17 protein-coding genes are annotated in these 26,293 nt (G+C 35.1%); 7 read left to right on the forward strand and 10 right to left on the reverse strand.

The annotated features are described in order from the left end of the window. Positions 1-801: 801 nt before the first annotated feature. The 8 genes from Q0050_RS07180 to dinB form a co-directional block, all read right to left on the reverse strand. Positions 802-1,668, reverse strand: coding sequence for an HIT family protein (locus Q0050_RS07180; protein WP_298393721.1), 867 nt, complete (start codon positions 1,666-1,668; stop codon positions 802-804). After that, positions 1,656-2,768: an HNH endonuclease domain-containing protein gene (locus tag Q0050_RS07185; RefSeq protein ID WP_298393723.1), complete on the reverse strand. Its 1,113-nt coding sequence runs from the start codon at positions 2,766-2,768 to the stop codon at positions 1,656-1,658. Before Q0050_RS07185 ends, Q0050_RS07180 begins: the two co-directional genes overlap by 13 nt. 560 nt (positions 2,769-3,328) lie before the next feature. Next, positions 3,329-4,024, reverse strand: coding sequence for an endonuclease domain-containing protein (locus tag Q0050_RS07190; protein WP_298393725.1), 696 nt, complete (start codon positions 4,022-4,024; stop codon positions 3,329-3,331). 432 nt (positions 4,025-4,456) lie between these two features. Beyond that, positions 4,457-8,785 (reverse strand): fibronectin type III domain-containing protein, encoded by a 4,329-nt coding sequence (locus tag Q0050_RS07195; RefSeq protein ID WP_298393726.1) that lies wholly within the window; start codon positions 8,783-8,785, stop codon positions 4,457-4,459. Positions 8,786-8,918: 133 nt separating this feature from the next. Next, positions 8,919-10,625: an AraC family transcriptional regulator gene (locus tag Q0050_RS07200; protein ID WP_298393728.1), complete on the reverse strand. Its 1,707-nt coding sequence runs from the start codon at positions 10,623-10,625 to the stop codon at positions 8,919-8,921. Between the two features lie 160 nt (positions 10,626-10,785). Next, positions 10,786-12,165, reverse strand: coding sequence for an exonuclease domain-containing protein (locus Q0050_RS07205; RefSeq protein ID WP_298393731.1), 1,380 nt, complete (start codon positions 12,163-12,165; stop codon positions 10,786-10,788). A gap of 287 nt (positions 12,166-12,452) precedes the next feature. Further along, positions 12,453-15,515 carry a DNA polymerase III subunit alpha gene (locus tag Q0050_RS07210; RefSeq protein ID WP_298393732.1) on the reverse strand — a complete coding sequence of 1,021 codons (3,063 nt, stop codon included), beginning with the start codon at positions 15,513-15,515 and terminating at the stop codon, positions 12,453-12,455. Positions 15,516-15,579: 64 nt separating this feature from the next. Further along, the gene (gene dinB, locus Q0050_RS07215; protein WP_298393733.1) at positions 15,580-16,737 is read right to left on the reverse strand and encodes a DNA polymerase IV; all 1,158 of its coding nucleotides are present in this window, start codon (positions 16,735-16,737) and stop codon (positions 15,580-15,582) included. 99 nt (positions 16,738-16,836) lie between these two features. Here dinB and Q0050_RS07220 point away from each other — a divergent pair, with 99 nt between their 5' ends. Then, positions 16,837-17,616 carry a LexA family transcriptional regulator gene (locus Q0050_RS07220; RefSeq protein WP_298393734.1) on the forward strand — a complete coding sequence of 260 codons (780 nt, stop codon included), beginning with the start codon at positions 16,837-16,839 and terminating at the stop codon, positions 17,614-17,616. Between the two features lies 1 nt (position 17,617). On the opposite strand, the gene Q0050_RS07225 is transcribed toward Q0050_RS07220, so the two are convergent. Then, positions 17,618-18,262, reverse strand: a complete 645-nt coding sequence (locus Q0050_RS07225) for an SOS response-associated peptidase (RefSeq protein ID WP_298393736.1) — start codon at positions 18,260-18,262, stop codon at positions 17,618-17,620. A 1,365-nt stretch (positions 18,263-19,627) separates the two neighbouring features. On the opposite strand from Q0050_RS07225, the gene Q0050_RS07235 reads away from it, so the two are divergent. From Q0050_RS07235 to Q0050_RS07250, 4 genes are read left to right on the forward strand one after another with little or no spacing between them, the layout of a single operon-like run. Continuing rightward, positions 19,628-20,386 (forward strand): hypothetical protein, encoded by a 759-nt coding sequence (locus Q0050_RS07235; RefSeq protein WP_298393738.1) that lies wholly within the window; start codon positions 19,628-19,630, stop codon positions 20,384-20,386. Then, entirely contained in the window at positions 20,386-20,781 is a 396-nt protein-coding gene (locus Q0050_RS07240) for a DUF5675 family protein (protein WP_298393740.1), read from the forward strand. Before Q0050_RS07235 ends, Q0050_RS07240 begins: the two co-directional genes overlap by 1 nt. A gap of 9 nt (positions 20,782-20,790) precedes the next feature. Then, complete coding sequence (locus Q0050_RS07245) at positions 20,791-21,006, forward strand: hypothetical protein (protein WP_298393742.1); 216 nt, start codon at positions 20,791-20,793, stop codon at positions 21,004-21,006. Beyond that, complete coding sequence (locus tag Q0050_RS07250; protein WP_298393744.1) at positions 20,993-21,169, forward strand: hypothetical protein; 177 nt, start codon at positions 20,993-20,995, stop codon at positions 21,167-21,169. Before Q0050_RS07245 ends, Q0050_RS07250 begins: the two co-directional genes overlap by 14 nt. Before the next feature lie 171 nt (positions 21,170-21,340). On the opposite strand, the gene Q0050_RS07255 is transcribed toward Q0050_RS07250, so the two are convergent. Beyond that, the gene (locus tag Q0050_RS07255) at positions 21,341-21,763 is read right to left on the reverse strand and encodes a hypothetical protein (protein ID WP_298393746.1); all 423 of its coding nucleotides are present in this window, start codon (positions 21,761-21,763) and stop codon (positions 21,341-21,343) included. A gap of 2,270 nt (positions 21,764-24,033) precedes the next feature. Between Q0050_RS07255 and Q0050_RS07260 the strand changes: the two genes are divergently transcribed. Together Q0050_RS07260 and Q0050_RS07265 are read left to right on the forward strand one after the other, a co-directional pair. Next, entirely contained in the window at positions 24,034-24,762 is a 729-nt protein-coding gene (locus Q0050_RS07260) for a DUF6088 family protein (RefSeq protein WP_298393747.1), read from the forward strand. Beyond that, a complete protein-coding gene (locus Q0050_RS07265; protein WP_298393750.1) occupies positions 24,762-25,754 on the forward strand; it encodes a nucleotidyl transferase AbiEii/AbiGii toxin family protein in 993 nt (330 codons plus the stop codon). The genes Q0050_RS07260 and Q0050_RS07265 overlap by 1 nt, the downstream gene beginning before the upstream one ends. Positions 25,755-26,293 lie beyond the last annotated feature (539 nt).

Raw genomic sequence — 26,293 nt, forward strand, 5'->3', positions numbered from 1 at the left:
AACTAAATAGCCCTTTAGGTGCTCTACTTTTTTTATCTAGGCGCTAAGATTTTGTTTAAAAAATTTTCTACTACTGCTAAAGTACTAAAATTATTGGTTCAAGACTTGCTTTGGATTTTTATTTAATGAGCGACGTAGCGTAATTTGTCGCAATTTAAGACTTGAGATGTTTTGGGATATCAAGATGAAAGCCTTGGATTGGCAAAAACAAAAGCGCTCCCTTTTCAAAAGAATTTTGAACGAGGAAAGGAGTTGAAATAAAACGAAATCACGCGATTTTATGGTATCAAGGTTGTAGCAAAAGTTGTTAATAGTATTAAACCTACTTAACTATGCAACCGTAACACCTTTATTTCGTTCCACCAAAAAAGATATTCTTAGATGTACGATAAGTAATTACTTCTAAAAAACCTTTACCGATTTCAGCGAAGGTACCGATGATTTTGGGTTTAACTGTTTGAAGGGAAAACATTTCGAATTAAATAAAGTAGACTTAACACCATTTAGAGCATTAATATAATAAACCAAAATTACTTGCGCTAAGGTTATACTTTATAAATAACTAATATGTAAAGGTGCGTATTCAGAGAGAAAGTTGTGTTGCAATAATGGTTGATTTGTTTTACCCCTTTGCAGGATTATAGTTTAGTAAGGTTTAAAACATCAACCAACTTTGGCGCTTAGCTGTAAATTATCTTTAGCTACAGTTGTTGACTTGCGTCTAAATAGCTTTAATAGGTTAGGATTATTAGCTTTTGTTGTTGATTAGTGTGAGTAGTAAAGTAGAACTACAACTAGATTCTAATACTCTTTTTTACTCGGAATAACACCTCGAATGCCACCACGCGGATTTTCAACATCACCTTTATATCTCGGAATGATGTGAATGTGACAATGCGGAACGGTTTGCCCTGCTTCTTCCTTAATATTGATGCCAATGTTAAAACCATCAGGATTGAATTTTTCTTGAAGAATCGTTTTTACTTTATTGGCCACGATCCAGCAAGCCATTTGCTCCTTTAAAGTCAAGTCGAAATAATTGGAAACCAATCGTTTTGGCACAATTAAAGCGTGCCCTTCGGTTACAGGATATTTGTCGTAAAAGGAGAAAACAGTGGCGGTTTCGACAATTAATTCTCGGGCAGTATCACCAACTAAAAACGGACTTAACGAAGCATTTCCTTGGTTTAAGGTGGTGTATTGTTCGTATTCGTAGATTTCGCAGTTATCGTTTTTATAAATAGAGGCGTATCCCAGTTTAATGATGCATTGATAGGTTTCTTTTTTATGAAGTTTGTGCATTCGATAGCCTTCGTACTGTATGTCTCTTCGCACAGCAAAATAGGCTTTTCCATTAGGTTTTAGCAGATGCGATACATTCATTAACACCTCGGCTTGTTCTTCTGGAAGTAAAACATTTAGCACATAAAAACACAAAATAGTATCATACTTTTCTGTTGGAAATTCCGGAAAGTAAAATGGGTCAAAACCATCAATTTCAAATCCTTTATCTTTCAACAATTCGACATCCTTACCTATACCACAGCCAAAATCTAAAACCTTACCTTTTATCCTTTTTTGATTAAGTAAAATTCTTGCTGGATAAGAAAGTGAGGTTCTTTCTATAGCGGTTAAATGACTATGTATATTATCTTTTATAATTCCCATTTTTCGTAACCTCTTTTTTCTATCAAATATTTGGACATATTGGTAAGCTGATTAAAAGCTAAATTTTGCCAATTTAATGTTTTATTATTTCCTAAAAGAGTAATCTGAATTTCTTCTAGAAATCGTTTTTCTTGTGCTTTATGAATAATTTCCCAATAATGAATTATAATATCCTTTTGTTTTATAATGAAATCTACGGAAGGTATTTTGTCTCTTTTATTATTATTAATTGAAGATTTCGCGGGAAGCAAATTCCAAAGGTCATTATTTTTCATAATTGAAAAAGGAATTACGTGGTCCACATCACAGGTTTTAATTTTCGTTTCCGACCAAACGCAAATTATTTCTCCAGCTTCATTTAAAATAGATTTGTAAAGGTTTTTTGAAGCTAATACATCCCTATCTGTAATCGGGTTTTTAAGAATTTCTGCAATCACTTTTTCAGGATTAATTTTTTCATGACTTGCATTTACTGAAAAATCAGCCCATTTAAATAAAATATTATCTGTTCCGCTTATAAAACTTCCTAGTAACTTGAAGGCGTTATAATATTCAATCGGTATTGTGAAAATACCGCAACTGTTTATTAACCAGTTAGTATTTTGAGTTTCTGAATTTTTCAGAGTGGAATTATTTTGATATTGGTATATCGAATAATAACTTTTGTTGAAGGAATTTCCAATATATTGCATTGGATTTTTTACAATAATATTTTTTAGATCTTTTACTAAATCATAAAACTCTTTGTTTAATTCCTTACTTATTCCTTTAATACGAATGTCATTGTAAAATGTAGATAAACCTCCAACCTCGTTATAATAATTTATAATTTTTAAAAACTTGGTATGAAAGGCAAGTTTTGAATTCACACCATTTATTTGAGGTATTAATACAGTACTACCAAGTATTGGATAGTAGTACAGCATCCATTTTTCGATAAGTAACCCCATTGGAATTTCGACTACATTTTTTTTGATTTCAATGTATGGTGAATTTTCTTGAATGATATCTATAGTACCTCGTAACAAGGCAAATTTATAGGTTGTTGATTTACTATCACGTTCAATAATCTTACTTATATTAATAAATGTTTCATTCATAGATTAGAACTATATAAAAATTATTTAAAAAATTATGCATTAGAAATTAAAAAGGAAAAGTACTGATTAACAAAGTCAAATGGTATTTTTTCTTGCTCAAGTCTCCAATTGTTTGTCTTTAATAAATTGTAAAGTTCTTTTTCAATGTTAATAAAATTTAATTCTTTTGAAAACAGAAACTAATCTGTTTACAAGTAGTTGATAACTTGAAGTTAAATTCATTTTTAATAATTATTTTAACGCAATTAATTTTACATCGAACCTTTAGTCATAAATTTCATTCTTTCCTAGTTCCGTTTTTATAAGTCTAATTTTTCGAACTCATAATTTTTTAAATTACCATAAACCATTACGATTTATATATTTTAGCTGTAAAACACTATTTTGCTTTTAAAAGACGCTCAATTTTAAGTTACTAATAAAAACTGAGATTATTAGTTGATTGATAATTTTAAACACCTTTTTTCTAGTGAAACCAAACTCTATCATTATATTCAAAATTTGAAGTGGGCCAGCAAATAATGTTTTTTATTGATATAAATTTAAGGTTATAAAACTTACTATTCCTTAATCCATCTTTTAATATCACTAATGATTTTATCAATATTCTCATTTACTTCTTTACCAGTATAACGGAGAACTTTAAATCCTAATTCTTGAAGCTTTCTGTCAATGTTCCTATCTCTTTGCGCTTGTTCTTCAGTTCTTTCGTGATAAGTATGTCCATCAGTATAAACACATAGCTTAATATCTCCTTTGTAAATATAGAAATCAACAATCGTTAATACATTCTTGAAGTTATTATTTTCATTATCATAGCTTTTACCTTCCATTGAAATAAAATCACCATTGTAATTTAATCCCTGTTGGGTTTGAAAGTTGATGTAAGTTTTTTTTAATTCAATAAATAATTTTCTTTCTAATGGACTTTGCAACACAAATAAACAAGTTTCACAAGCACGTGAAAATTGATATTTGCAATTCAAACACAAACTATCATTTTTATAATGGTCATCAATTTTGGCTGCTTTTTCGACTGAAATATTCATTTTCTCAGCCGTTGTTTCTGATTCAAGAACTTCATTTATTTCAGCTCTCAAACGCTCTAATTCTTTTCTATCGGTGTAGATATGTTTTGTCCAACTGTCGTTTTTATCGTTTAACGTTATCATAAAACGAGTAATAGTTGTAACCTCTTTTTTAAAATTCTTTTGAAATGTATTTATTTTTTCTATTGATATTGGAATTCGAGCCATTTTTATTCGTATGTTATATTTTGTGCTTAGAGGATTAATAATTTACTATGTGATATCTACAATCTGGATATAAAATCTACTATAAGGATCAAACCTACCAAAAATAAACCAATTTCCCAATTAATTTACAGGTAGTTTTACGTGATTTCGTACAAATATAAAAACCGCAAAACGATTTAATTTACGGTTTTCCACATTTTGGTAAAAAAAGATTCAGAATGTTTAACTTTTAATAATTTTTTGTATTTAATAGGATTGTTTGCACTTCCTAAAAGTTGCAAGTAATCATTACTATTTTTGATAATAGTAAGTCTAAAAAACTTTTAACTTTTTATTTCGATTGGTCTATGAATTCATAAAACATCCCATAAAAAAAATCCCAAATTCCATTAAATGAAATTTGGGATTTTTTTATAGTAAGGGATTACCGATTTACATTTTGATAATCTTCACGGTTTTCGTTTCGTTACCTGAGGTGATTTTCACTAGATAACTTCCCGCAGCTAGATGACTAACATCTACTGAAGTTTCGGTACTATTCACTGCTTTTGAAAGGACTTCTTGACCCAAAAGATTGTGTACTGCTACGTTCGTAATCGTTTTGTTAAGCGCGATGTTGAAGACCGTGCTAACAGGATTAGGATATAGTTTAACTTGTTCTTTCAAGAAGCTATCCGTACCAAGCGTTGAGGTAGTAAAAGTACCACTCGGACTCCAATCGGTTACGGTGTTATCACAAATAGATTTTACCCAGAAGTAATAAGTCGTATTTGGCGTTAAATTAGACAAAAGCGCAAACGTTTGTGAGGTCGAACCTTGCATAGTGCCTGCAGCGAACGGATCGTTAATCGTACCGTAAGCATAAACATAACCATTGTTTGGTACCGGACTTGCCGCATTCCATACAATATTTACCGCAGTTGACGATTCAGGATCGGTAAACAGTTGTGTTGGCGCATTACAACCCGCAGCAGCTGCCGTAGTAAACGAACTACTCGGACTCCAATTGGTTACGGTGTTACCACATATAGATTTAACCCAGAAGTAATACGTTGTGTTTGGCGTTAAATTAGTCAAAAGCGCAAAGGTTTGTGAGGTCGAACCTTGGATAGTACCTGTAGCGAATGGATCGTTAATCGTACCATAAGCATAAACATAACCATTACTTGGCGCAGGATTTGGCGCTGTCCAAGCAATATTAACAGCAGTTGATGATTCTGGATCAGAGAATAACTGTGTTGGAAGACCACAACCTGAAGCAGCAGGTGTCGTGAACGAACCACCCGAAACCCAATTGGTTTGCGTAGTACCACAATTAGATTTTACCCAAAAATAATACGTAGTGTTAGGTGTTAAATTGTTAATAACAGCAAAGGTATTACTAGTGTTTACAGTAATGGTTGCTGCCGAAAACGGATCGTTTACCGTTCCGTAAGCATAAATATAACCATTACTAGGTGCAGGCGTTGGTGCTGCCCAGCCAATGTTTACCGAGGTAGCTGTTAAACCATCAGTAAACAATTGTGTTGGAGGAAAACAAGCATTAGTAGCATAGGTCGTAAATGAACCTCCCGAAACCCAATTGGTTTGCGTTGTACCACAATTAGATTTTACCCAGAAATAATAAGTCGTGTTTGGAGACAAATTGCTTAAAGTGGCAAAATTCGCCGTAGTGTTTCCTGAAATAGTACCTGCCGCAAACGGATCGTTTACCGTACCGTAAGCATAGATGTAACCATTACTTGGAACAGGATTAGCTGCTATCCAACCAATGTTAATCGAGTTAGAAGTAACGCCATCAGAATATAAGTTAGTTGGTGGATTACATCCCGTTGGAGTGGCACAAGTGATGTAACGCACTCTAGACGTACCTTGCGAACCACAATTAGCATTTAAGCTTAAGTAATATCTAATAACACCTGAATAAGTGGAATTCCAAACTACAGGAGTTACGCCACTTGCCAACACAGCCGTTCCAGCCGCATTAGTAATCGTGATAAAATCGGTAGTAGTCGAACTAGTAAACGTGTATTGTTTGTTAATCAAGATGTTTACGTTAGAATATTCACCAGCGTACGCATTGTTAACGATTAGTTCTAAATTGCCAGAACAAGAAGGCGTAAATGTCGCTGTAGGAAACAAACCAAATGAAGCACCGTTGCAACTTAATGCAGTTAGCGTCGTAAAACTTCCACCAGCAACCCAGTTACTTTTTGTTCCATTACAGTTAGAACGTACCCAATAGTAATAAGTAGTTGCTGCAGTTAATGGGTTTACAGAATTGATAACCGTAGCAGCCGTAGAGTAGGTTGGAGCTGTTGCGGCTACAGGAGCTGTATTAGTTGTAGCAAAATATACCTCATAACCTGTTGGAGCCGTTGTTGGAGCAGACCAAGTAAGGCTGCAAGAATTAGATGTTATGTTTGATATGGCTAAGTTACTAGGAAGACCACAAGAAGCCAATCCAAAACATTGAATATAACGGAATCTATTGGTGTTTTGTGTCCCACAAGAAGAATTCGTATTGATATGAAATCTTACTACACCAGCATAGGTTCCCGAAGTCCAATTAAGAGGCGTCGTTCCAGAGGCAAGTACCGTGGTTCCTAAAGCATTAGTTACGGTAACAAAATCAGAAGCCAATGAAGTAGAGAACGTATATTGCGTATTAGCCACAACATTTACGTTAGCATATTCACCAGCATAAGCATCAGAAACAATAGTTTGCACGCCACCTGTACAAGTTGGCGTAAACGTAGCCTCTGGATATAAACCATTAACAGCACCGTTACAAACAAGCGAATTAAGCGTAGTGAAATTACCACCAGAAACCCAAGCACTTCTTGTACCGTTACAATTCGAACGAATCCAATAGTAATAGGTAGTTGCTGCTGCTAATCCATTTAAGACACCCACGCCAGCGGTAGTACTTGTTGCTGTAGCAGCTGTAGCAGCCGTTGGAGCGGTATTGGTGGTAACAATATAAATATCATAACCAGTTGGCGCCGTTGCTGGAGCTGTCCAATTCAATCTTGAGGAGTTAGAAGTAATGTTAGTAACTGATAAAGCTGATGGCACACCACAAGAAACAGAAGCAGCACATTGAATAGACTTAGTTCTGTTAGTGTTTTGCGAAGCACAATTAGCGTTGGTATGTAAATAATAACGGATAACACCTGTATTCGTACCTGAATTCCAAGTTAAAGGCGTTTGACCTGTTGCTAGAATTGCTGTTCCTGCACTGTTAGTGATAGAAATGAAATCAGTACCCACAGAAGAAGCAAAAATATATTGTTGGCTAGCATTAATGTTTACATTAGAATATTGTCCTGCAAAAGCCGTTGCAGAAATAGTTTCGGCACTTCCGGTGCAAACAGGAGTGAAAGTCGCGTTAGGAAACAAACCATAGATGGCTCCATTACAGCTAAACGATTGGTTCATAGTAAAAAATCCACCTGAAGTCCAGCTACTTTTTTCAGCACCACAGTTAGAACGAATCCAGTAATAATAAGTAACACCTGCTGTTAGACCATTAATTTCTCTAGTCGTAGTAGTATTAGTGTAGGTTGGAGCAGTGTTTTGTGTAGGCGTAGTATTGTTGGTAACCAAATAAATATCATAACCACTACTTGGTGCACTTGTTGGAGCTGTCCAAGACATTCTGATAGAGTTCGAAGTAATGTTAGTTACAGACAAAGCCGTAGGAGGATTACAAGTAACCGATGAAGTCACACAGTTAACATATTTGTTACGCGTACCTACCATAGTGATTCCGTACCCACATTGCGCATTATCATAAGAATAAAAACGCACCACTCCAGACGTACTAGCAGAGTTCCAGTTTAATGGTGTAGCACCTGTAGCTAAAACCACTGTTCCTAAAGCATTGGTCAGCGTAATATAATCACTACCATTATTGGTTTTAAAAACATATTGTGTGTTAGCTACTACATTAACGTTAGCAAAACTACTGTTTTTCACGTCGGTTGCAATCCAATCATCACTGCCGTTACAAAGTGGCGTAACCGTAAAAGAAGGATTAACCCCATTGTAAGCACTGTTGCACTGTAAGGAAGAAATGGTTGTAAAAGAACCACCGTAAATCCATTCGCCTCTTTGATAATCACATTTTGAACGAATCCAATAGTAATAAGTAGTATCAGGATTCAAATCGGTAACAAATACCGAATTGGCAGTAGGTGACGAAGTAAACACCGGAACCGATGCACCTGGTGTGGTTGAGGAAGTATTTACATGCGCTTCATAGCCAAAGTAAGGCGTAATAGCTGGAGGTGTAAAATTTAGGGTAGCCGATACTGGTGAAATATTGGCAACCGTTGTTGGAATAGGATCTTGACAATCTTGTGCCGTAACCCAAGTTACAGTTCTAGAACGAACAAACTGATTGGTCGTTTGGCATTGTGCATTTTGATGTATATAATAACGCACCGTTTGATCAAAAACCGATACAAAACTCACTGGTGTAACCCCATGAGCGATTACTTGCGTTCCAGCACTATTTGTAATGGTAATGTAATCGGTGTTAACAGAAGAAGAAAACGTATAATACTTTGAAGGTTCTATATGAACATCGGTATATTGACCCGTTCTGGCATCGGTGTTAATCACGTCAGAGCCGGCTGCACCTGTAGCTTGATGAATACCCGCAGGATATTTAACTCCAGTGGTGCATTGTGCTGAAATTTTCGATATCGTAAGAAAGAGCACCAAAAATAAGGACAAGGTAATTTTTTTCCTCATATTAAATAGTTTTGTAAGATTTGTTAAACAGTTGCCAAAGATAATTATAACAAGTACATATCCTATTTATGTATCTGCTTTTTTATAAATAATCGTATGTTTAAAAAATCCTATCCTAAAGAAATTGAATTAATTAGGCCTTAATTGCTAACTTTTCGATGTAGTAGTTGGGCGATAGTCCGGTTTGCTTTTTAAAGACACGAACAAAGGTATTGGCGTCTTTATAGCCCACTTCTTCCGCTATGGCTTGTAGGGTATAGTTCCGAAAATAAGGCGCATCATTTAGCTTTTGCAATACATATTGAATGCGCAATTCTTGGGTATATTCCGAGAAGGTTTTTTGCCTCACCTGATTGAAGTATTGCGATAAATAGGCCGTATTGGTAGTTAGTTTTTTGGCTACATAAGCCAATTTAAAGTTAGGATCTAAGAAGGCTTCTTTTAATTCTAATTTGGTTAATCCTGCCCCTATTTTTTCAATAAGTTCCTCATCCATAGTTTGTTTAGGAAGTGGTTCGGTAGTTTCATTTATTGGCGAATTCTCGTCAGGAGTTTTAGTCTCCTTCAGGTTTTGAATGATTTCTAAAAAACGCTGGTGCTTTTCTTTTTGGAGTTTATGGTAGTAATAAAATCCTAGCATTACTAGTACTAAAACTAGAGAGATGCCTACTAACGATATTTTGAAATAATTTTTGGAAGCAAGAATTTCATTTGATTCCTCTTTAATAATGTTCAAATCATAATTGTGTAGAAAATTCAAAGAGTTGCTTTTGATGCCCTCAATAGTTTGAATTAGCGCTAGGCTTTTTTGGGCGTATAGGTAAGCGTTCTTGGTATCTTTTTTGGTATTGTACGCTTGCGTCATGATGTTGTAAGCCATCAACAGATTTTCTTTAGAAACCTTGGTGATTTGGTAATTGCTTACATACTTTTTACTATAATACAACGCCGAATCTACTTGTTTTAAATGATGAAAACAATCGGCCATTCCCAAATCAAACAGTTGTTCGGTTCGAATGTTATCTTTGACTACAGGGTATTTTTTACGTTCTCTGTACAAAGCCAATGATTTTACGTAGTTACCTGCTAGTGCGGCACTTTTTGCTTCTCGCATGCACAATAAAGCCTTGGTATAATCAGGGTAAAAATTATCTTTCAGTAGCAATGTTGCAGCCGCCTTGAAATAGTAATTGGCCGAGTCTAACAAGACCCTTTTTTTAGATTGTAGATAATAGGCTTGATAAGCCTCACCTATGTTGTTGTATTTATCAGCAAACAGTTTGTTGTTCATTGTCTTTTTTTCGCCCACACCAAGTTTTAAATGGTGTGTGGTCGTCAGTCCCTTTTTTAACAGCGCAATACCATTGGCATAATCACCCATAGCCACTTTGATGGAAGCATACTGTTCGTTAAAATGGTTGTTGGGTATCTTTTTTTTGTAGTGATCAAGGTACCATAAAGCCGAGTCGTAGGCACCTAGGTTTTTGTGGACATAAAATAATTTGTTGACGCACATAGCTACCAAGTCCTGATAGCCTTTGCTGTCTTTAGGCAAGGCGCTTTTTTCGATCGTATCGAGGAGTTTGATAAGAAGTTGTTTGGCACGAAGTAACTCTGCTTTGTTGTAAAAATAATTGGCGATGTAGTAGTTGCCGTGAAAACTAAACAGGAGATTTTCGGAAGCACTAATTTCCAAAGCTTCTTTATAAGCCAATTCCGGATTGGAAATAAGGTGTTCTTGCAGGCTTCGGGTCTTTTTTATTTCAAGGTCATTAAGTTCTTGTGCATAGTTTAAAGTGCACGACAAGAGAACTATAACAGAAAAAATAAATTTAGTCATTTTAAAAATCTAGCTGTTCCATAAAAAAGCTAAAAATAAAATAAAGTAACTTAAATCAAAGTATATTGTACTAAAGATTTTAAAAAAATCAATTTAGGCTGTATTCTAAAAAATTACGATGGATTCGTTCTTCTTTAATTTCACCAATTCTTGTGTAAAATTAGTCTACTTGGGCTTCAATTCTTTGCACTTTTCGTGGGTGTTTATCGACGTATTGGGTTATTAGTTTCATTAAGTACGGATCACTTTTATAGCGTGTGACTTGTTCTTTCAGTTCGGTGACATCGGTTATGGTTTGATCCATTGGAATGTATCCCATTCCGAAGAAGTGTCCTTTTTCTACCCAGATGCAGCTTTTTTCCTCGTTTGTTCTTCCGTGGTCGATGATGGCATAGGTTTCTTTGCTTGCCGATAAGTAGGCTAAAGCTTGGTTTACTCTAGTGTTATGTTCTTCGGCAGTGGCAATGGTTTCTTCTAAGGTAAATTGGATGGTTTCGGTAGTGGTCTTTTGAGCAAAATTGCAAAATCGGGTATCGATTTGAAATTGTTGTACCAAGTGGCTAAGCTCTTTGATGGCATCGTATAATTTGCCATAGGTTTCCACAGGAGTTTGTCCTTGCAGCAGTTTTTTGATAGCGAGGTATTTGTAACCATTGCGAGCTTCGTATTCGAACAAGCCGTATTTGGGTTCGTATTTTTTTAAGGCACGGTTGTACAGTGGCCATAGTTTTTTTATTTCGGTACCTTCTAGCAATAGCGCCATAAACTCGGTAGCGCAGACTTCAAATGAAATGGAGTGAATGTCTCGCAGAAAATGCTGTCGTTGTGCATTAGTAGGATTACCAGAGAAATGAGAAGCCACTCTTTTTTTGATATTAATGGCTTTGCCCACATAAATCACTTTTTTAACTTGGTTGTAAAAATAATAGACACCCGGTTTTTCAGGAAGTTGTTCAAAATCTTCTTTGGGTAGGTTAGGAGGTAACTGCTGTTCTTTGGTGGCCCGCTTTAGCATTTTGTCGATTTCGTTATCGTAATCCCATTCCAATAATTTAGAAAATAAGATAGCTGTTGCATCAGCATCACCACCAGCGCGGTGTTGGTTTACTAACGGAATTTCTAAATAGCGGCATAATTTTCCGAGACTATACGACAGCAGTCCTGGACGAATTTTTCTGGCAGCGCGAACGGTACATAATTTGGTCGCTTTCCACTTAAAACCCGATGAGGCTAACTCGTGTCTGACGAAGGAGTAATCAAAATTGACATTGTGGGCTACAAATATTCGGTCGGTAAGCAAGTTCAAAATGGTTTCCGCCACTTCCTCAAAGATAGGTGCCTTTTTTACCATTTCGTTATTGATGCCTGTGAGCGCAAAAATAGGCGCAGGTATTTCCTTTTGAGGATTGATAAGTGTTTCATAGCGGTCGATGATTTGTTCGCCGTCGTGAATGATAATGGCAATCTCCGTTATGCGACTGTGGCTGGCATTGCCGCCTGTGGTTTCGATATCGACTATGGCGTATTGTTGGTTTTTCATGGGTTGTGAGTTGTCGGTTGTGAGTTGTCTGTTGTCTGTTGTGGGTTGTCTGTTGTGGGCTGTGGGTTGTCGGTTGTCTGTTGTCGGTTGTCTGTTGTCGGTTGTGGGTTGTTTTTTGTTGTTTATTGTTTGTTGTTTATTGTTTGTTGTTTGGTGTCGGTTGTCTTTTTTCTTTTTTCTTTTTTCTTTTCTCTTTTTTCTTTTCTCTTTTTTCTTTTCTCTTTTCTCTTTTTTCTATTTTCTTTTGTTTTTGTTGGTCTGCGTTTTGTGTGGTTGCTTTGCTAATTTTATAAGCTTGGTCCCATTTTATGTCTGGGTAAGTTTATTTCGTGTTCTTGTGGGTATGGCGCTCTTTCGGTTGTACTGATATCGCCACGAAGTTGTTCGGTTGCTTTAAACTGCAAGGCTTTTGAATTGGCGTATCTTGGATCGGGTTTGAAGGGCATTTTAGCCATTTTGGAAATGGTTATCGTTGGAAAATGGTAATCTACTTCGACCGTTCCTAAAAGCAGGTAACATCCGCCACCTTTGAACGAGTAGTTGATGAGACTTTTAGGAAAATGCGCGGTATCAAAATAATCGCCGTTGGCATCAATCCAAGTACCAAAAAACATCATCCCCATTTTTGTAGGCACTTGTTTGATAGAGACTAAGTAAGCAATTAGTTTGACCTCTTTTTTAATGTAATTAATCAGATTACTTGCCACAACATTACTTTTGTATTTTGTTTCTAGTAAATCAAAAGGCGAACAAGAAACAGGAAAGCTCAACAATTCAATTTCATCAAAAGCATCTTCTAGCATAGAACGTTCCATAACTGGAAATTTGAATTCCTTAGTAGGCGCATCTAGGAGCAAAGGACTGTTTGCCTCACTCTTGTGATTTGTCAAGAGCATTCGGGCTTCGATAATCAATTGACTTTTGGTTTTGCCAGTACATCTAAAGGCACCAATAAAAATCAGCGTTTGAATACTTTCTAAACCCGAAGGCACTCGGTCAATAAAATTTTCAATAGACTTAAAAGTTCCTTTTTTTTCACGTTCTGTAACAATACTCAAAATATAGTCACTGTTTAGATTTTTTAGTAAACCAAAACCCAGATACACGTCAGTGCCATAAACGGTGGTTTGGTTATGACTATGGTTTATGCAAGGATTGTGAATGGTTGCGCCACTCATTTTGGCTTCGTGTATGTAAATCTCTGGTCTGTAAAATCCGCCACCATTATTTATTGCTGCTACCATGAACTCGATACCGTAATACGTTTTTAGATATAAGCTTTGGTAGCTTTCTACCGCATAACTTGCCGAATGCGCTTTACAAAACGAATATCCAGCAAAGCTTTCTATTTGTCGGTAGACTTCTTCGCTCAATTTTAAAGGATGTCCCTTTTGTTGGCATGCAATGAAAAACTGTTCTTTCACGCTTTGAAGTTCTTTCAAAGAACGTCCTTTTCCGCTGATGGCTCGTCGCAATATATCACCATAAGAAGCTTCTAAACCGGCATAGTGCAAGGCAATTTTGATGACATCTTCTTGGTACACCATTACCCCATAGGTTTCACCAAGCTGTTCTTTAAACACTTCGTGAAAATACTCAAATTTGTCGGGATGGTTGTGTCTAAAAATGTATTCGCGCATCATGCCGCTTTGAGCCACACCCGGACGAATGATGCTCGAAGCGGCTACTAAGGTTTTGTAATTATCACATTTTAACCGTCGCAACAAACCCCGCATGGCAGGACTTTCGATGTAAAAGCAACCTAAGGTTTTGCCGATGCTTAATAGTTCGTTGCATTTGGCTTCGTTTTTTGATAAGGCTATATCGGTTATATCGACTTTAATGCCTCTGTTTTTCTCAATAATTTTTACGGCTTCATCAATGGTACCCAAGCCACGTTGGCTTAAAATATCGAATTTTTCAAAGCCAATATCTTCCGCTACGTGCATGTCAAATTGCACAATTGGAAAACCTTTTGGAGGCATTTCAAGTGCGGTGAAATTGGTAATTGGTTCTTCAGAAATGATGATGCCACACGAGTGCATGCTGCGTTGGTTAGGGTATTTCTCTAACATCATTCCATATTCTTCGACATATTTTACCACAGAATTGCTTTCTCTTTGTCGTCCTTTAGCTTTTGATAAGCCATCCAATTCGTCTTTTGACAAACCAAAAACTTTACCCACTTCTCTAAAGATGGATCGGTATTTGAATTCCACATTTGTACCACAAAACGCTACGTGATTCGGATCAAATCTTTTGAAGATATAGTCTAAGATAAAATCACGTTCGCGCCAAGACCAATCAATATCAAAATCGGGTGGCGATTTTCTGTTTTCGTTTAGAAAACGTTCAAAGTATAAATCTAGTTCGATAGGGCAGATGTCTGTAATGCCAAGGCAATAGCTCACTATACTGTTGGCACCGCTACCGCGACCAACATGCATGAAACCTTGACTCTTGCTGTATTGAATAATGTCCCAAGTAATGAGGAAATAGCCACTAAAGTTTAAATCGTTGATTACTTTTAATTCTTTTACCACTCTCTTTTGCGCTTCCGTATTATTAGGTCCGTAGCGTTTGATTAAACCACTTTTTGCTAAATTTTCTAATAACAACCGGTCGCCTTCTTTGCTTTTGGTATAGTATTTTTTGTTTCGAGGCGTGTTGAATTCAAATTCAAAATGGCACTGATTCATCACCACTTCTGTATTTTTTATGATTTCAGGATATTCCGCATACTGTTGTAGTACCTCCTCGTTACTGGTCATCACTTCGGACGTTTTGCAGATGTCTTCTGCTGTTAGTTTTGATAACAAAGTATTGTTTTCAATGGCTCGAAGAATGCGGTGCAGATTGAATTCCTTTTTGGTTCTGAAGGTTACGGGTTGGAGTACGACCGATTTTTGAATCAGAGGCTTCCATTCCGGTTTGAATAATTTAATCACCTCTTCTGGACGGATGCCTGTGTATTCGAAATTTCGTAACTCATCCGGCATGTTAGTTGTTGGGTAAATCACCAATACGTTTTCGAATAGTGGCGCTACCGTTGGCAAAGGTGTTTTAGAAAGGTTATGATTTGTTAGTAAGCGGCACATTTCGCCAATACCTTTTTGGTTTTTGGCCAAGCCGATAAACAGTAGTTGGTTGGCTTCTCTGAATTCCACTCCAACTATTGGTTTGATGTTGGCTTCTTTACAGAGTTTGGTAAAATCATATATTCCAGTAATGGTATTGATATCTGTTAGCGCCAATGCTTTTACATCAGCCGCTTTAGCTTGTTCTACAAGGTCGTTTAACGGAATTGTTCCGTAACGTAAGCTGTGATAAGAATGACAATTGAGGTACATGGATTTTGGATTGAGGATTTTGGATTGAGGATTGAGGATTTGGGATTTGGGATTTGGGATTTTTTTATTTTTTCTGTTTGATTATTGTGCCTGAACCTCTTGAAACGGCTTCGAAACCGAACCTGTTTTTGATTTTATCGATGGCTTGGTATAGCGATAGCATTTCGGCTGTATCTTCAAACATGTTGATTTGATACGTGCCGCGAACTAATCCTGTGAAGCGTATTCCGACTAGTCGTAGGCGCATTCTTCGGGTGTAGACTTTCTCAAATAATTCGATAGCTGTTTTCGTTAGAACATGATCGAACGAGGTGTAAGGAATTTTAACTTGTTTGGTTTCGGTATCAAAATTATTGTATCGAATTTTGACCACAACTGTAGAAGTCAGAAAGCCTTCTGAACGCAATTGATAGGATAGTTTTTCTACCATTCCGGTGATTAATGATCTGATAGTAGAAATATCAATAGTATCCGTTTCAAACGTATGCTCTGTTGAAATGGACTTTCTTTCGGTGTAAGGTTCTACAGGATTGTTGTCAATTCCGTTTGCTTTTTTCCAGATTTCTACTCCGTTTTTTCCAATCATTTGTTGCAATACTTCAACCGGCATTTCAGATAATGTTTGGATGTTTCTAATTCCGATTCGAGAAAGCAATTGAAAAGTCACATCGCCCAACATCGGTATTTTTTGAATAGGTAATGGGTTTAAAAAGGGTTTAACGTTGGTTTCTGTGATTTCTAATTTGCCTAGAGGTTTCGCTTCGCCAGTACCAATTTTAGAAACCGTTTTGTTTACCGAAAGCGCAAAACTTATGGGTAAACCACTTTCTTTAAAAATTTTACTTGCCACTTCGGTAGACCATTTGTAGCAGCCAAAAAACTTATCCATTCCGGTTAGGTCTAAGTAAAATTCATCAATACTTGCTTTTTCAACTACAGGCGCCACTTCTTTTAAAATAGCCGTTACTTCGTGAGATTTATTAGAATAGTATTCCATATCGCCTTTGATAACAGAAGCTTGTGGGCAAAGACGTAAAGCATATTTCATGGGCATTGCAGAACGCACTCCAAATTTTCTAGCTTCGTAGGAACAAGAGGCTACCACACCACGATCGGAGCTTCCGCCAATGATTAATGGTAATCCTATAAGTTTAGGATTCATTAATCTTTCGCAGGAGACAAAAAAGGTGTCTAAGTCCATGTGTACGATTGCGCGTGACATACTTTTATACTTTTTAAAACTGAAATTATTTTTTGACAAAATTAGAATGATATTACCAAATTTAATTATATTTGTTGTGAATTAAATTCACATTAACATATGTCTATATTTTCAGATAACCTTAGGTACTTGCGTGTCAAACACAACATGACACAGCAAAAAATTGCAGATGAATTGCGCATTCCTCGTGAGCGTTATGCTAAGTATGAAGCTTTTACAGATCCACCTTTGGAATGCCTTCAAAAGATTTCTCGTTATTATCACGTTAGTATTGATTTGTTGTTGTCTTTTGACATACGACGTGTTCCTTATGAAAATCTAATTCAGTTGGAAGAAAACAGAATTCTTCTTCCGATTACCGTTGATAATGATGGTGAAAACAAAATTGAGATTGTTGGAACCAAAGCTCAGGCCGGTTACCTTAGAGGTTATGGTGATCCAGAATTTATTGAAAGTCTTCAACGTATTTCGCTACCGTTTCTTTCTCACGGAAAGTATAGAGCGTTTCCTATTACCGGAGATTCGATGCCGCCACACAAAGAAGGTTCTTTTGTGGTAGGAGAATATGTAGAACGCATTTCGGATATTGTAGACGGCAAGACTTATATCTTAATTACAAAGAATAACGGAATGTCGTATAAAAGGTTGTATAAACAAGATGCCACTTGTTGTATTGCTCATTCTGATAATATCATTTATGAACCTTTTGAAGTATTGTATAGTGATGTTATAGAAATTTGGCGTTATGCTTGTAGTATTGCCACACAGGAATTTGAAAAAGATGATTTGGGAGTACAGAATGTAAGAGACGTACTGCAGGGCATCAGACAAGATTTTTCGGCTTTGCGAACAGAGTTTAAGCTAAGAAAAAAAGACTAGTTTAAGCGCCACTTGCAGGAAAACCTATAATAGAAGGTTTGTAGTTGGGGTAAGCAAAATCTAAAGGATGGTTTTTAGCATCTAACCAGTTTTGTCCTTCGGTGTGTTTGATAAGTATAGGCATTCTTTGGTCGCCTTCGGCTTCTTTTCGGTTGTGAATGTATTTCATTTGTTGGTCGGCTTCGGTGGTAACAATGCTATAGGTGTTCCAATTGTTACCTTGGTTATCGATCCACGAATTGTAGATTCCTGCCAGGCAAAACAATTCAAAATCTTGTGAATTGATTTGGTATTTAGTTTTTGATTTTCCGGCAGCATCGTTCCAATGCCAATCATAATAAGCACTTGCTATAATCAGACAACGGTTGTTTATAGATGGAGAAAAAGACACTTTATCAGAAAGTGTTTCCACTCTAGCATTGAGTGTACTTTTTCTAAAATCTTTATCTCTGTTATTAGGTAGTAAGCCCCAAGTGAAATTGGTCGTTATGATTTCGGGTTTGGTATCGAGAATAACAGGAATATTTGGATAGCTGAATCCGTTTATAAAATTGGATACCAACACCTTTTCTGGATTGTCTACCTCTCGTTTGAAGAACTTAGTAAGTTCGCTTGCTATTTTCTTTTGTTGTGTGTAGTAGCACATAAAAACTATTTTATTGTAAAGTTACTCAAATATTTTATTGTTTTATACTGATTTTTAGACAAAAGTAGTGTTAGTTTCTTTTGTGGAGAAACAGGGATTAACTTCGTTGTTCCCGAAAAGGGCAACCTGGGCAAGAGAAAACTATACTGATTACTGGTATGATTATTAGTTTTTTTATTTCAAAAAAAACGACTTTCAAAAGTGGGTAAGGAATAAGGGATTAGCTCCGCTGTTCCCCGAGAGGGAATCCTGGGCAAAAGAAAACTATACTGATTATTGGTATAATCAGTAGTTTTTTTATTTCAAAAAAAATGACTTTCAAAAGTGGGTAAGGAATAAGGGATTAGCTCCGCTGTTCCTCGAGAGGGAATCCTGGGCAAAAGAAAACTATAATGATTATTGGCATAATCATTAGTTTTTTTATTTCAAAAAAATGACTTTCAAAAGCAGGCATAAAAAATTAAACAGGGATTAACTTCGTTGTTCCCCGAGAGGGAATCCTGGGCAAAAGAAAACTATACTGATTATTGGCATAATCAGTAGTTTTTTTATTTCAAAAAAATGACTTTCAAAAGCAGGCTTTTGAGCCATTTTTTTGAAATAAGAAAACCGATTAGCGATGCTAATCGGTTTTCTTTTGCGGAGAAAGAGGGATTTGACTACCTATTTCAACGTATTCTATAACAGCTAGTTATAATTGAGTTTTTATTTGGGTAACCGATTTTACCCCCTTTTTAATCGTAAATGATTCATTTCATTTGTGAATTGTAAATATACTCATTTGTAATGATATAGCAAATAAAAGTTCAATAAACATTGCTAAAAATTGAACAAGTTATTCAAGTATTTGATTGTCTACATCCTGATTAAAATTTGTTTTTGTAATTATTCTATTTTAACCAAAAATCAAGTGAGTTACTTGTTCATATTTTATGCCACTATATGTGCAGAACTCTTCAATTGTTAGAAACTCATTTTCGAGCTTATTGAGGTCTTTTTTTATCTTTTGCATTAATCTAGTACTTTGACGATAACTCTTGCCTGTTATTCGTTGTATGTCCTTTGGATAGATGCATACCCTCTGATTATTCAATTTCATACTTTATCCATACCTTTGATATAGCTATGCTATGCTTCTGACGTGCAGAAAATCTTTTGCAATTTAGTTATAATTTTTCATACTTATTTATTGGCTTTTTATGTTCATTTAAGACACTTGTGTCGATTTTGGACATATGGTACACTTACGGTTTTTTCTTTTTTGAAATGTGTCGTAAACTTTGCTTTAATCATTCAAAATGTGGTTGCAACTTATTGATGGAATGAAGGAGATTTTAGATGAATGTTTAACAAAATTTTGAAGTTATGGCTAGACAAAAAGGCATAATTAAATTGAAAGGTACTATCGGAGATATTACTTTTTATAAAACGCAAGATGGGCATTTGGCAAGAGAAAAAGGCGGAATTGACGCTAGTAGAATTGCAAGTGACCCTGCGTTTCAGAGAACTCGTGAGAATGGTTCCGAGTTTGGTAGAGCAGGGAAGGCAGGAAAGCTTTTGCGCACAGCTCTACGACCATTGCTGATTAATTCTGCAGATGGTCGAATGGTTAGTAGATTAACACAGGCTATGGTTAAGGTGCTTCAGGCGGATTTAACCAGTGTTCGTGGTTTTAGAAACGTTATTGATGGAGAAGCCGAATTGTTATTTGGTTTTGAATTTAATATTCGGGGTAAGCTTGGTACCACTTTGTTTGCTCCGTTTGTGGCTACTATTGACCGTGTGGCTGGTGAAATTACTGTGGATTTAGCATCATTTATTCCTGCGAATATGATCGCTGCTCCAAGTGGGACTACTCACTACAAAATCATTTCTGGTGGAGCCGAAATTGATTTTGAAGCTGAAACGTATGTGGTTACTACTTCCGAAACTGCAATTTTACCTTGGGATGGAATCGCTACCGCGCCGATAAACCAAGTAAATGCGGTTACTGCTAACTCAACTAAGCCATTGTTTTTGGCTTTAGGTGTTGAGTTCTACCAAGAGATTAATGGTCAAATGTATCCGTTGAAAAATGGAGCTTTTAACCCATTGTCTGTGGCAAAAGTTGACAGCGGTGTGTAATGGTTATTTGGTTAACTAGAACTTATTTCCCTGAAGGAACGAATGGTAAACTCGAATGCGAAGGTAAATTGATTTGTAATACAATTGAATTGCCGTGGAAAATGAACGAAACGAAGGTTTCCTGTGTTCCGGAAGGGAAATATTTTATTAGAAAGCGATACAGTGCAAAATACAAATGGCATTTAGAATTGGTGGATGTGCCAAATAGAAAGTTTATTCTTTTTCATCCTGCCAATAATGCTCAAAAGGAATTGCAAGGTTGTATTGCTCCTGTTACTAAACTTTCTGGACCTGGATTAGGTTTGATGTCGAGAAAAGCTTTTATGAAGCTAAAAAACTTTGTTTACAAAGCTTTGAACAAAAATGAAAGTGTTGAATTAATTATCCAATCTTAATAATAGATTATGAAAAAAATCATTAATAGAGCAAAAGCTCCCACACCAAAATTTTTCAAAGTGCTTCGAACTATTGGGTTGGCATTAGCTGCCGTTGGTGGAACTATTTTAGCTGCTCCAATTGCTTTGCCTGCCATTGTAACTACTGTAGGTGGTTATATTGTAGTAACTGGAGGAGTTTTGTCAGCTGTAAGTCAGCTTACTACAACTGATGACAGCCAATAATCCCACATTGATGGGAACTGCTGGAGGCACGTTTTTAAGTATTGTACCAAATCTATCTTCTGATGATATTGTAAAAACAGTTATCTTAGCTACTGTTGGAGCTGTGGTCAGTTTTACGATTTCGTTACTACTTAAAAGCCTAAATAAGAAGCACAAAAAATAAGTTTAGCCCAAGTTGTGGTGACCTTTGGGTTAAACAAAATGAAAGCCAAGTCGTGAGACCTGGCTTTTTTGATTTCTTACTTTACCAACTTGAAAAATTATAACCTCAACAATAATTACATAAGTGATATTCTATGTTAAAGCGTTGAATTTACTTAAGTATTAAAATAGTTTATCTGTTACTGTACCGGTGTACAATAACTCTACGCACGTCGTTAATTAAAGTAATATTTTCGGTAAATTGTTTTTCTTTTAATTCCAATAGTTTTAAAGCTGCAATATGTTGTAGATGAGCTTCGTGTTCTTGCATAATAATTTTAGATTTTGAATTAAATTCTCTTTTAAAATCATTCAAACGTAAAAAAGGGATGACAGAACCAACTAAATGTTCGTGCCAAAATTTGGATTTCCATAAGCTATAGGCAACATAATAACAATTTTCGCAATCTTCTTGGTTTTCAAAAATGATTGCAAAACTGTTTGTGAATGGTTCATTTTGTGGTTTTCCGCTGTTCATTCCTTTGTTAAGTATGAATAAATGTGGCTTTGTGTAAATAGTGTTTTTTTTGTGGGTTTTAATGATAAATTTCAGCATAACATCGGCTTTTAAAAATTGATTATATTTTCAATTTTCCTTGAATTTTCTTTTGAAAAGCAGGTGTGCCTCGCTACGCTCCGCCCATTAAATTTTTTTTCGCCAAAAATTATTTTAAATTGGAAGCGAAGAATATTCATTTCAAAAGAAAAAAAAAAAGAAAGCCATTAGTCTAGTGGAAGGTTTCAAAAAAGCAAGTTTTTCGGATAAAATACTACCTGATAAGGTGGAGATTTTATCCGAAACCCGTAGGGCTTGAACTTGATTTTTTGTAAACCTGGAACTTATCTTTGCTTCCTTTTTTTTATTTATTTTATTTTGAAATAACCTATAAATGTCTTTTTGAAAGCGGAGTTGAATCGGAAGAAGTTAAACTTATTGGGATTGTGTTTTATAAGTCGGACGTCTTCTAAAGGGTATTGAATTTTAAAATTGGATCAATAACCATAGGCAAAACAATTAAAATGCTTTTATTCTATTTTAAAATTCAATACTCTTTAGTTGTCTTTTTTTTAGAGGATGCTTTGGAAGTCTTGAAAAAGTAGATTATTTATATAAGCAAAGATTTTGTTTAGGAAACGGAAAGCATCTTCTAAAAAAAATGAAAATACTTTCCTATTTTATTGTTTACTCTCTTTCGAAATTGCCAATCCTTGTGGTTATGTAAGCTAAGTTGATTTCGAGATTGTTGTGTTGTACGAAATATTGTTTTTAAAGCAGGTGTTCTTCTAAAGGGTATTGAATTTTAAAATAGGATCAATAACCATAGGCAAAACAATTAAAATTCTTTTATTCTATTTTAAAATTCAATACTCTTTAGTTGTCTTTTTTTTAGAGGATGCTTTGAAAGTCTTCATAAATTAAGTTATTAAAAACAGCAGAGATTTTGTTTTGGAAACGGAAAGCATCTTCTAAAAAAAATGAAAATACTTTCCTATGTTATAATCTACTTTCTTTTGAAAATGGCAACCATTGTTGTTATAAAAACTGAATTGAATCAGCGAAGATTGTGGTTTACGAAATGTTGTTTTTAAATCAGGTCGTCTTCTAAAGGGTATTGAATTTTAAAACCGGATAAATAACCATAGGCAAATCAATAATAATGCTTTTATCCTGTTTTAAAATTCAATACTCTTTAGTGGGTTTGTTTTTTGAGGATGCTTTGGTCGTCTTATAAAAGCCGGACTTGTAGGTATATTGATAATGTGTTTTGGAACTGGAAAGCATCTTCAAAAAACAATGCAAACTCTGACCTAGTGCGATGAGGCAGTAGCGCAGGCAAGTGTATTATTTTTTATTTGCTTAGTGGGGTGTTGTGATTGGTTTTATGATGGATTGATGCCTTACAGAAAGTGATTAGTAAATAGTGATTAGTGAATAGTTGTTTTGGAATGGGTTAAGGCATCAGGCCGTCGTGAAACCAATGGATTGAGATAGTTCTGGCAAATAAAAAATAATACTCTTGCTGGCCCTTTTTGATTTTGTGGGTGTATAAAAATGCTTATTCCTTGAAGTTGTTTTTAAAATCAAATGTTTTTAAGCATTTTTATACACTTACAAAATCAGTGTACTTCGACACGCTCAGCATAAACTCTACTATCCTCTATCACCACAAAGTATATAAAATAAAAGCCCAAAACATTACAGATAAAAGACAAAGAAAAAAATCAAAAACAGATTTAAAAACACACACTGACGATTGGTAAAGGCAGCGGTGAAGGACGGTCTTTTTTATTGCAGGCTGGTGCGAGGAAGCAATAAAAAAAGTTGTCCTGGAGCCGCTGGCAAGCGCGTTGGCCGTGCGGCTTTTTTACATAATGTTATTATAGGGCATTGAAAAACCAAAAAAACAATAACAACGCTTTTAATGCCCTATAATGCCACATTATGTAACTAAGCTTGGGGAAAAAAATTACTGGCATGAGTTGCGAAGCGTACGTGTTATTGCACCAATAACCATGACAGTAATTTTTTTGGAGCGTTGGGAAGGAGTGGCAACAGAAAACTTAAACGTCAATCTACCACTAAACGAAAAAGTACGTTCCGTTATTTAGAAATGAAATTAGTGAAATGAAGCAAACAAAGAATTGATGCTAGGAATACTTGGACTAGGAGCAATTTTTGTGCAGCTGAATGAGATAATGAATGTATAGATAGTTGTAGAGGTGCTATTAATGATTATTATATAGATTATAATTTAGATAATAAGTCAGGTAAAGTATAGAAAAAACTTGACATTTAGAATAAAATAGTTATCTTTGTTGCTGATTATGAAAGTAACAGATAAAATAGTAGCTAAAATAAACCGAATAGATACAGGAGATGTATTCGGATATGATACTCTTGGATTAACTTCAGATGAAGTTATTGCTGGTTCTAAAGCATTAAGTCGATTAGTTGATAAAGGAATTATTAAAAGAGCTAGAAAAGGTTATTATTATAAACCAAAAGTGTCTGTATTTGGTGAACAAAAACCTAGAGAAGATGTTTTGCTTTCACTTTATTTGTTTGAGAAAAACAAACAAGTTGCCTATATTACTGGAACGAGATTGTATAACCGATTAGGTTTAACCACACAAGTTCCTAGTTCTATTCGTGTGGCTTCTTTGGACAGACAAGTTAAAGGCAAAGTAGGTAATGTTGTGATTAAGCCAGCGAAAAGTTATGTAAAAGTAACTGCTGATGCTATAAAATATTTGGAGTTATTGGATGTTATAAAAGATTTGAATACTATTCCGGACTTGCAAAAAAGTGATGGGCTAGTTTATTTAAAAAAGACTATTTATAATTTTGATACTACTGAAATTAAAAAACTGGTAACGTATGGCGTTGCTTATCCGCCAAAAGTTAGAGCTTTGCTTGGTGCTCTTTTGGAAGCAATGACTGTTGACACAGCCAACCTTACTTTATTGAAAAAAACGATAAATCCTTCGAGTAGTTATGACTATGGAATTACTCCTAAAATGCTTGCGACTGTTAATTCTTGGAATATAGTATAATGAATTTACATTTAGATAAAGACAATTTTGAAGGTGCTATTGTAGCTGCTGCGGACTATTTTGAAATTCCAGAAATTTTTATTGAGAAAGATTATTGGGTTACTTATGCTTTGCATCAACTTTTTCATTCGGATGTAAAAGATTTGGTTGTTTTTAAAGGTGGTACTTCTTTATCAAAATGCTATAATGTAATTCAACGATTTTCGGAAGATATTGATATTGTTATTGTAAAAAACGATGGTGATAGCGGAAATGCTTTAAGAGAAAGATTAAAGAACGTTACCAATGTAATTGACAACTCTATCCTAGATGTTGTACCAGATGATCCAAACACTAATAAAAAAGGTAGTATTAGAAAAATAATTTATTCCTTTCCAAAAGTTGGTGTAAAAGGAACTTATGGCGAAGTAAGAGAAAATATTGCATTGGAAGTTTCTCATATGGGTAATACAGAACCCAATGTTGTACAACCTATCAGAACCTTAATTGCTGATTATATCAAGACAACTACAAATACTGAACTAATTGCTCGATTTGGATTAGAAGATTTTGAAGTTAAAGCATTAGCAGTTGAGCGTACTTTTTGTGAGAAGATAATTAGTTTGGTTCGATTTTCTTATACTGAAAACCCGCTTGAAGATTTATCTAATAAAGTTCGTCATACTTATGATTTAACTCTGTTAATGAAGCTTGATACTATCAAGGAATTTGTTAATTCTGATTTATTTGATACTATGTTATTACAAGTAGCCAAGGATGATGACAAAGCAATACCTAACGATAAAAATTGGCTTTACAACCATCCAATGGATGCCCTAATTTTTAGTGAAATTGAAATGGTTTGGAGTACTTTGAAAAAGGTTTACTCAGGTTCAAAATTTAATGAACTCCTTATTGGTAAAACGAAACCACCGACTGAGAATGAAGTTTTTGAAACTTTAGTATTTCTTTCTGCAAGAATAGGAAGAATTGAATGGGATGTTAAGGATTAAGTTATTTAGTATTGATTATTTAAATAAAGTTTTAAAGATAAGATTTTGATTGTTCAAAATTGTATTTTTACTTATAATTCCCAACAAATAGGTCGAAAAAAAGAGTATATAATAGTTGTGAATTGCTTTCAAAATTGTATTTTCACTTATAATTCCCAACTTTTTATTCGTTGTAGCGGTGTCATAACTAGTTGTGAATTGCTTTCAAAATTGTATTTTTACTTATAATTCCCAACTGATGTATATTGGAGTTGAAACATATCTAAGTTGTGAATTGCTTTCAAAATTGTATTTTTACTTATAATTCCCAACCAAAAACAATAACTTAATTTTGAATAATTAGTTGTGAATTGCTTTCAAAATTGTATTTTTACTTATAATTCCCAACGAGTTATCCGAATTAAAAGAGCAACGAGAGTTGTGAATTGCTTTCAAAATTGTATTTTTACTTATAATTCCCAACCTGGTCATTTATCAGAACCAGAAGAAGCATGTTGTGAATTGCTTTCAAAATTGTCTTTTTACTTATAATTCCCAAC

This window comes from Flavobacterium sp. (assembly GCF_027483985.1).
Taxonomy (GTDB): Bacteria; Bacteroidota; Bacteroidia; order Flavobacteriales; family Flavobacteriaceae; genus Flavobacterium.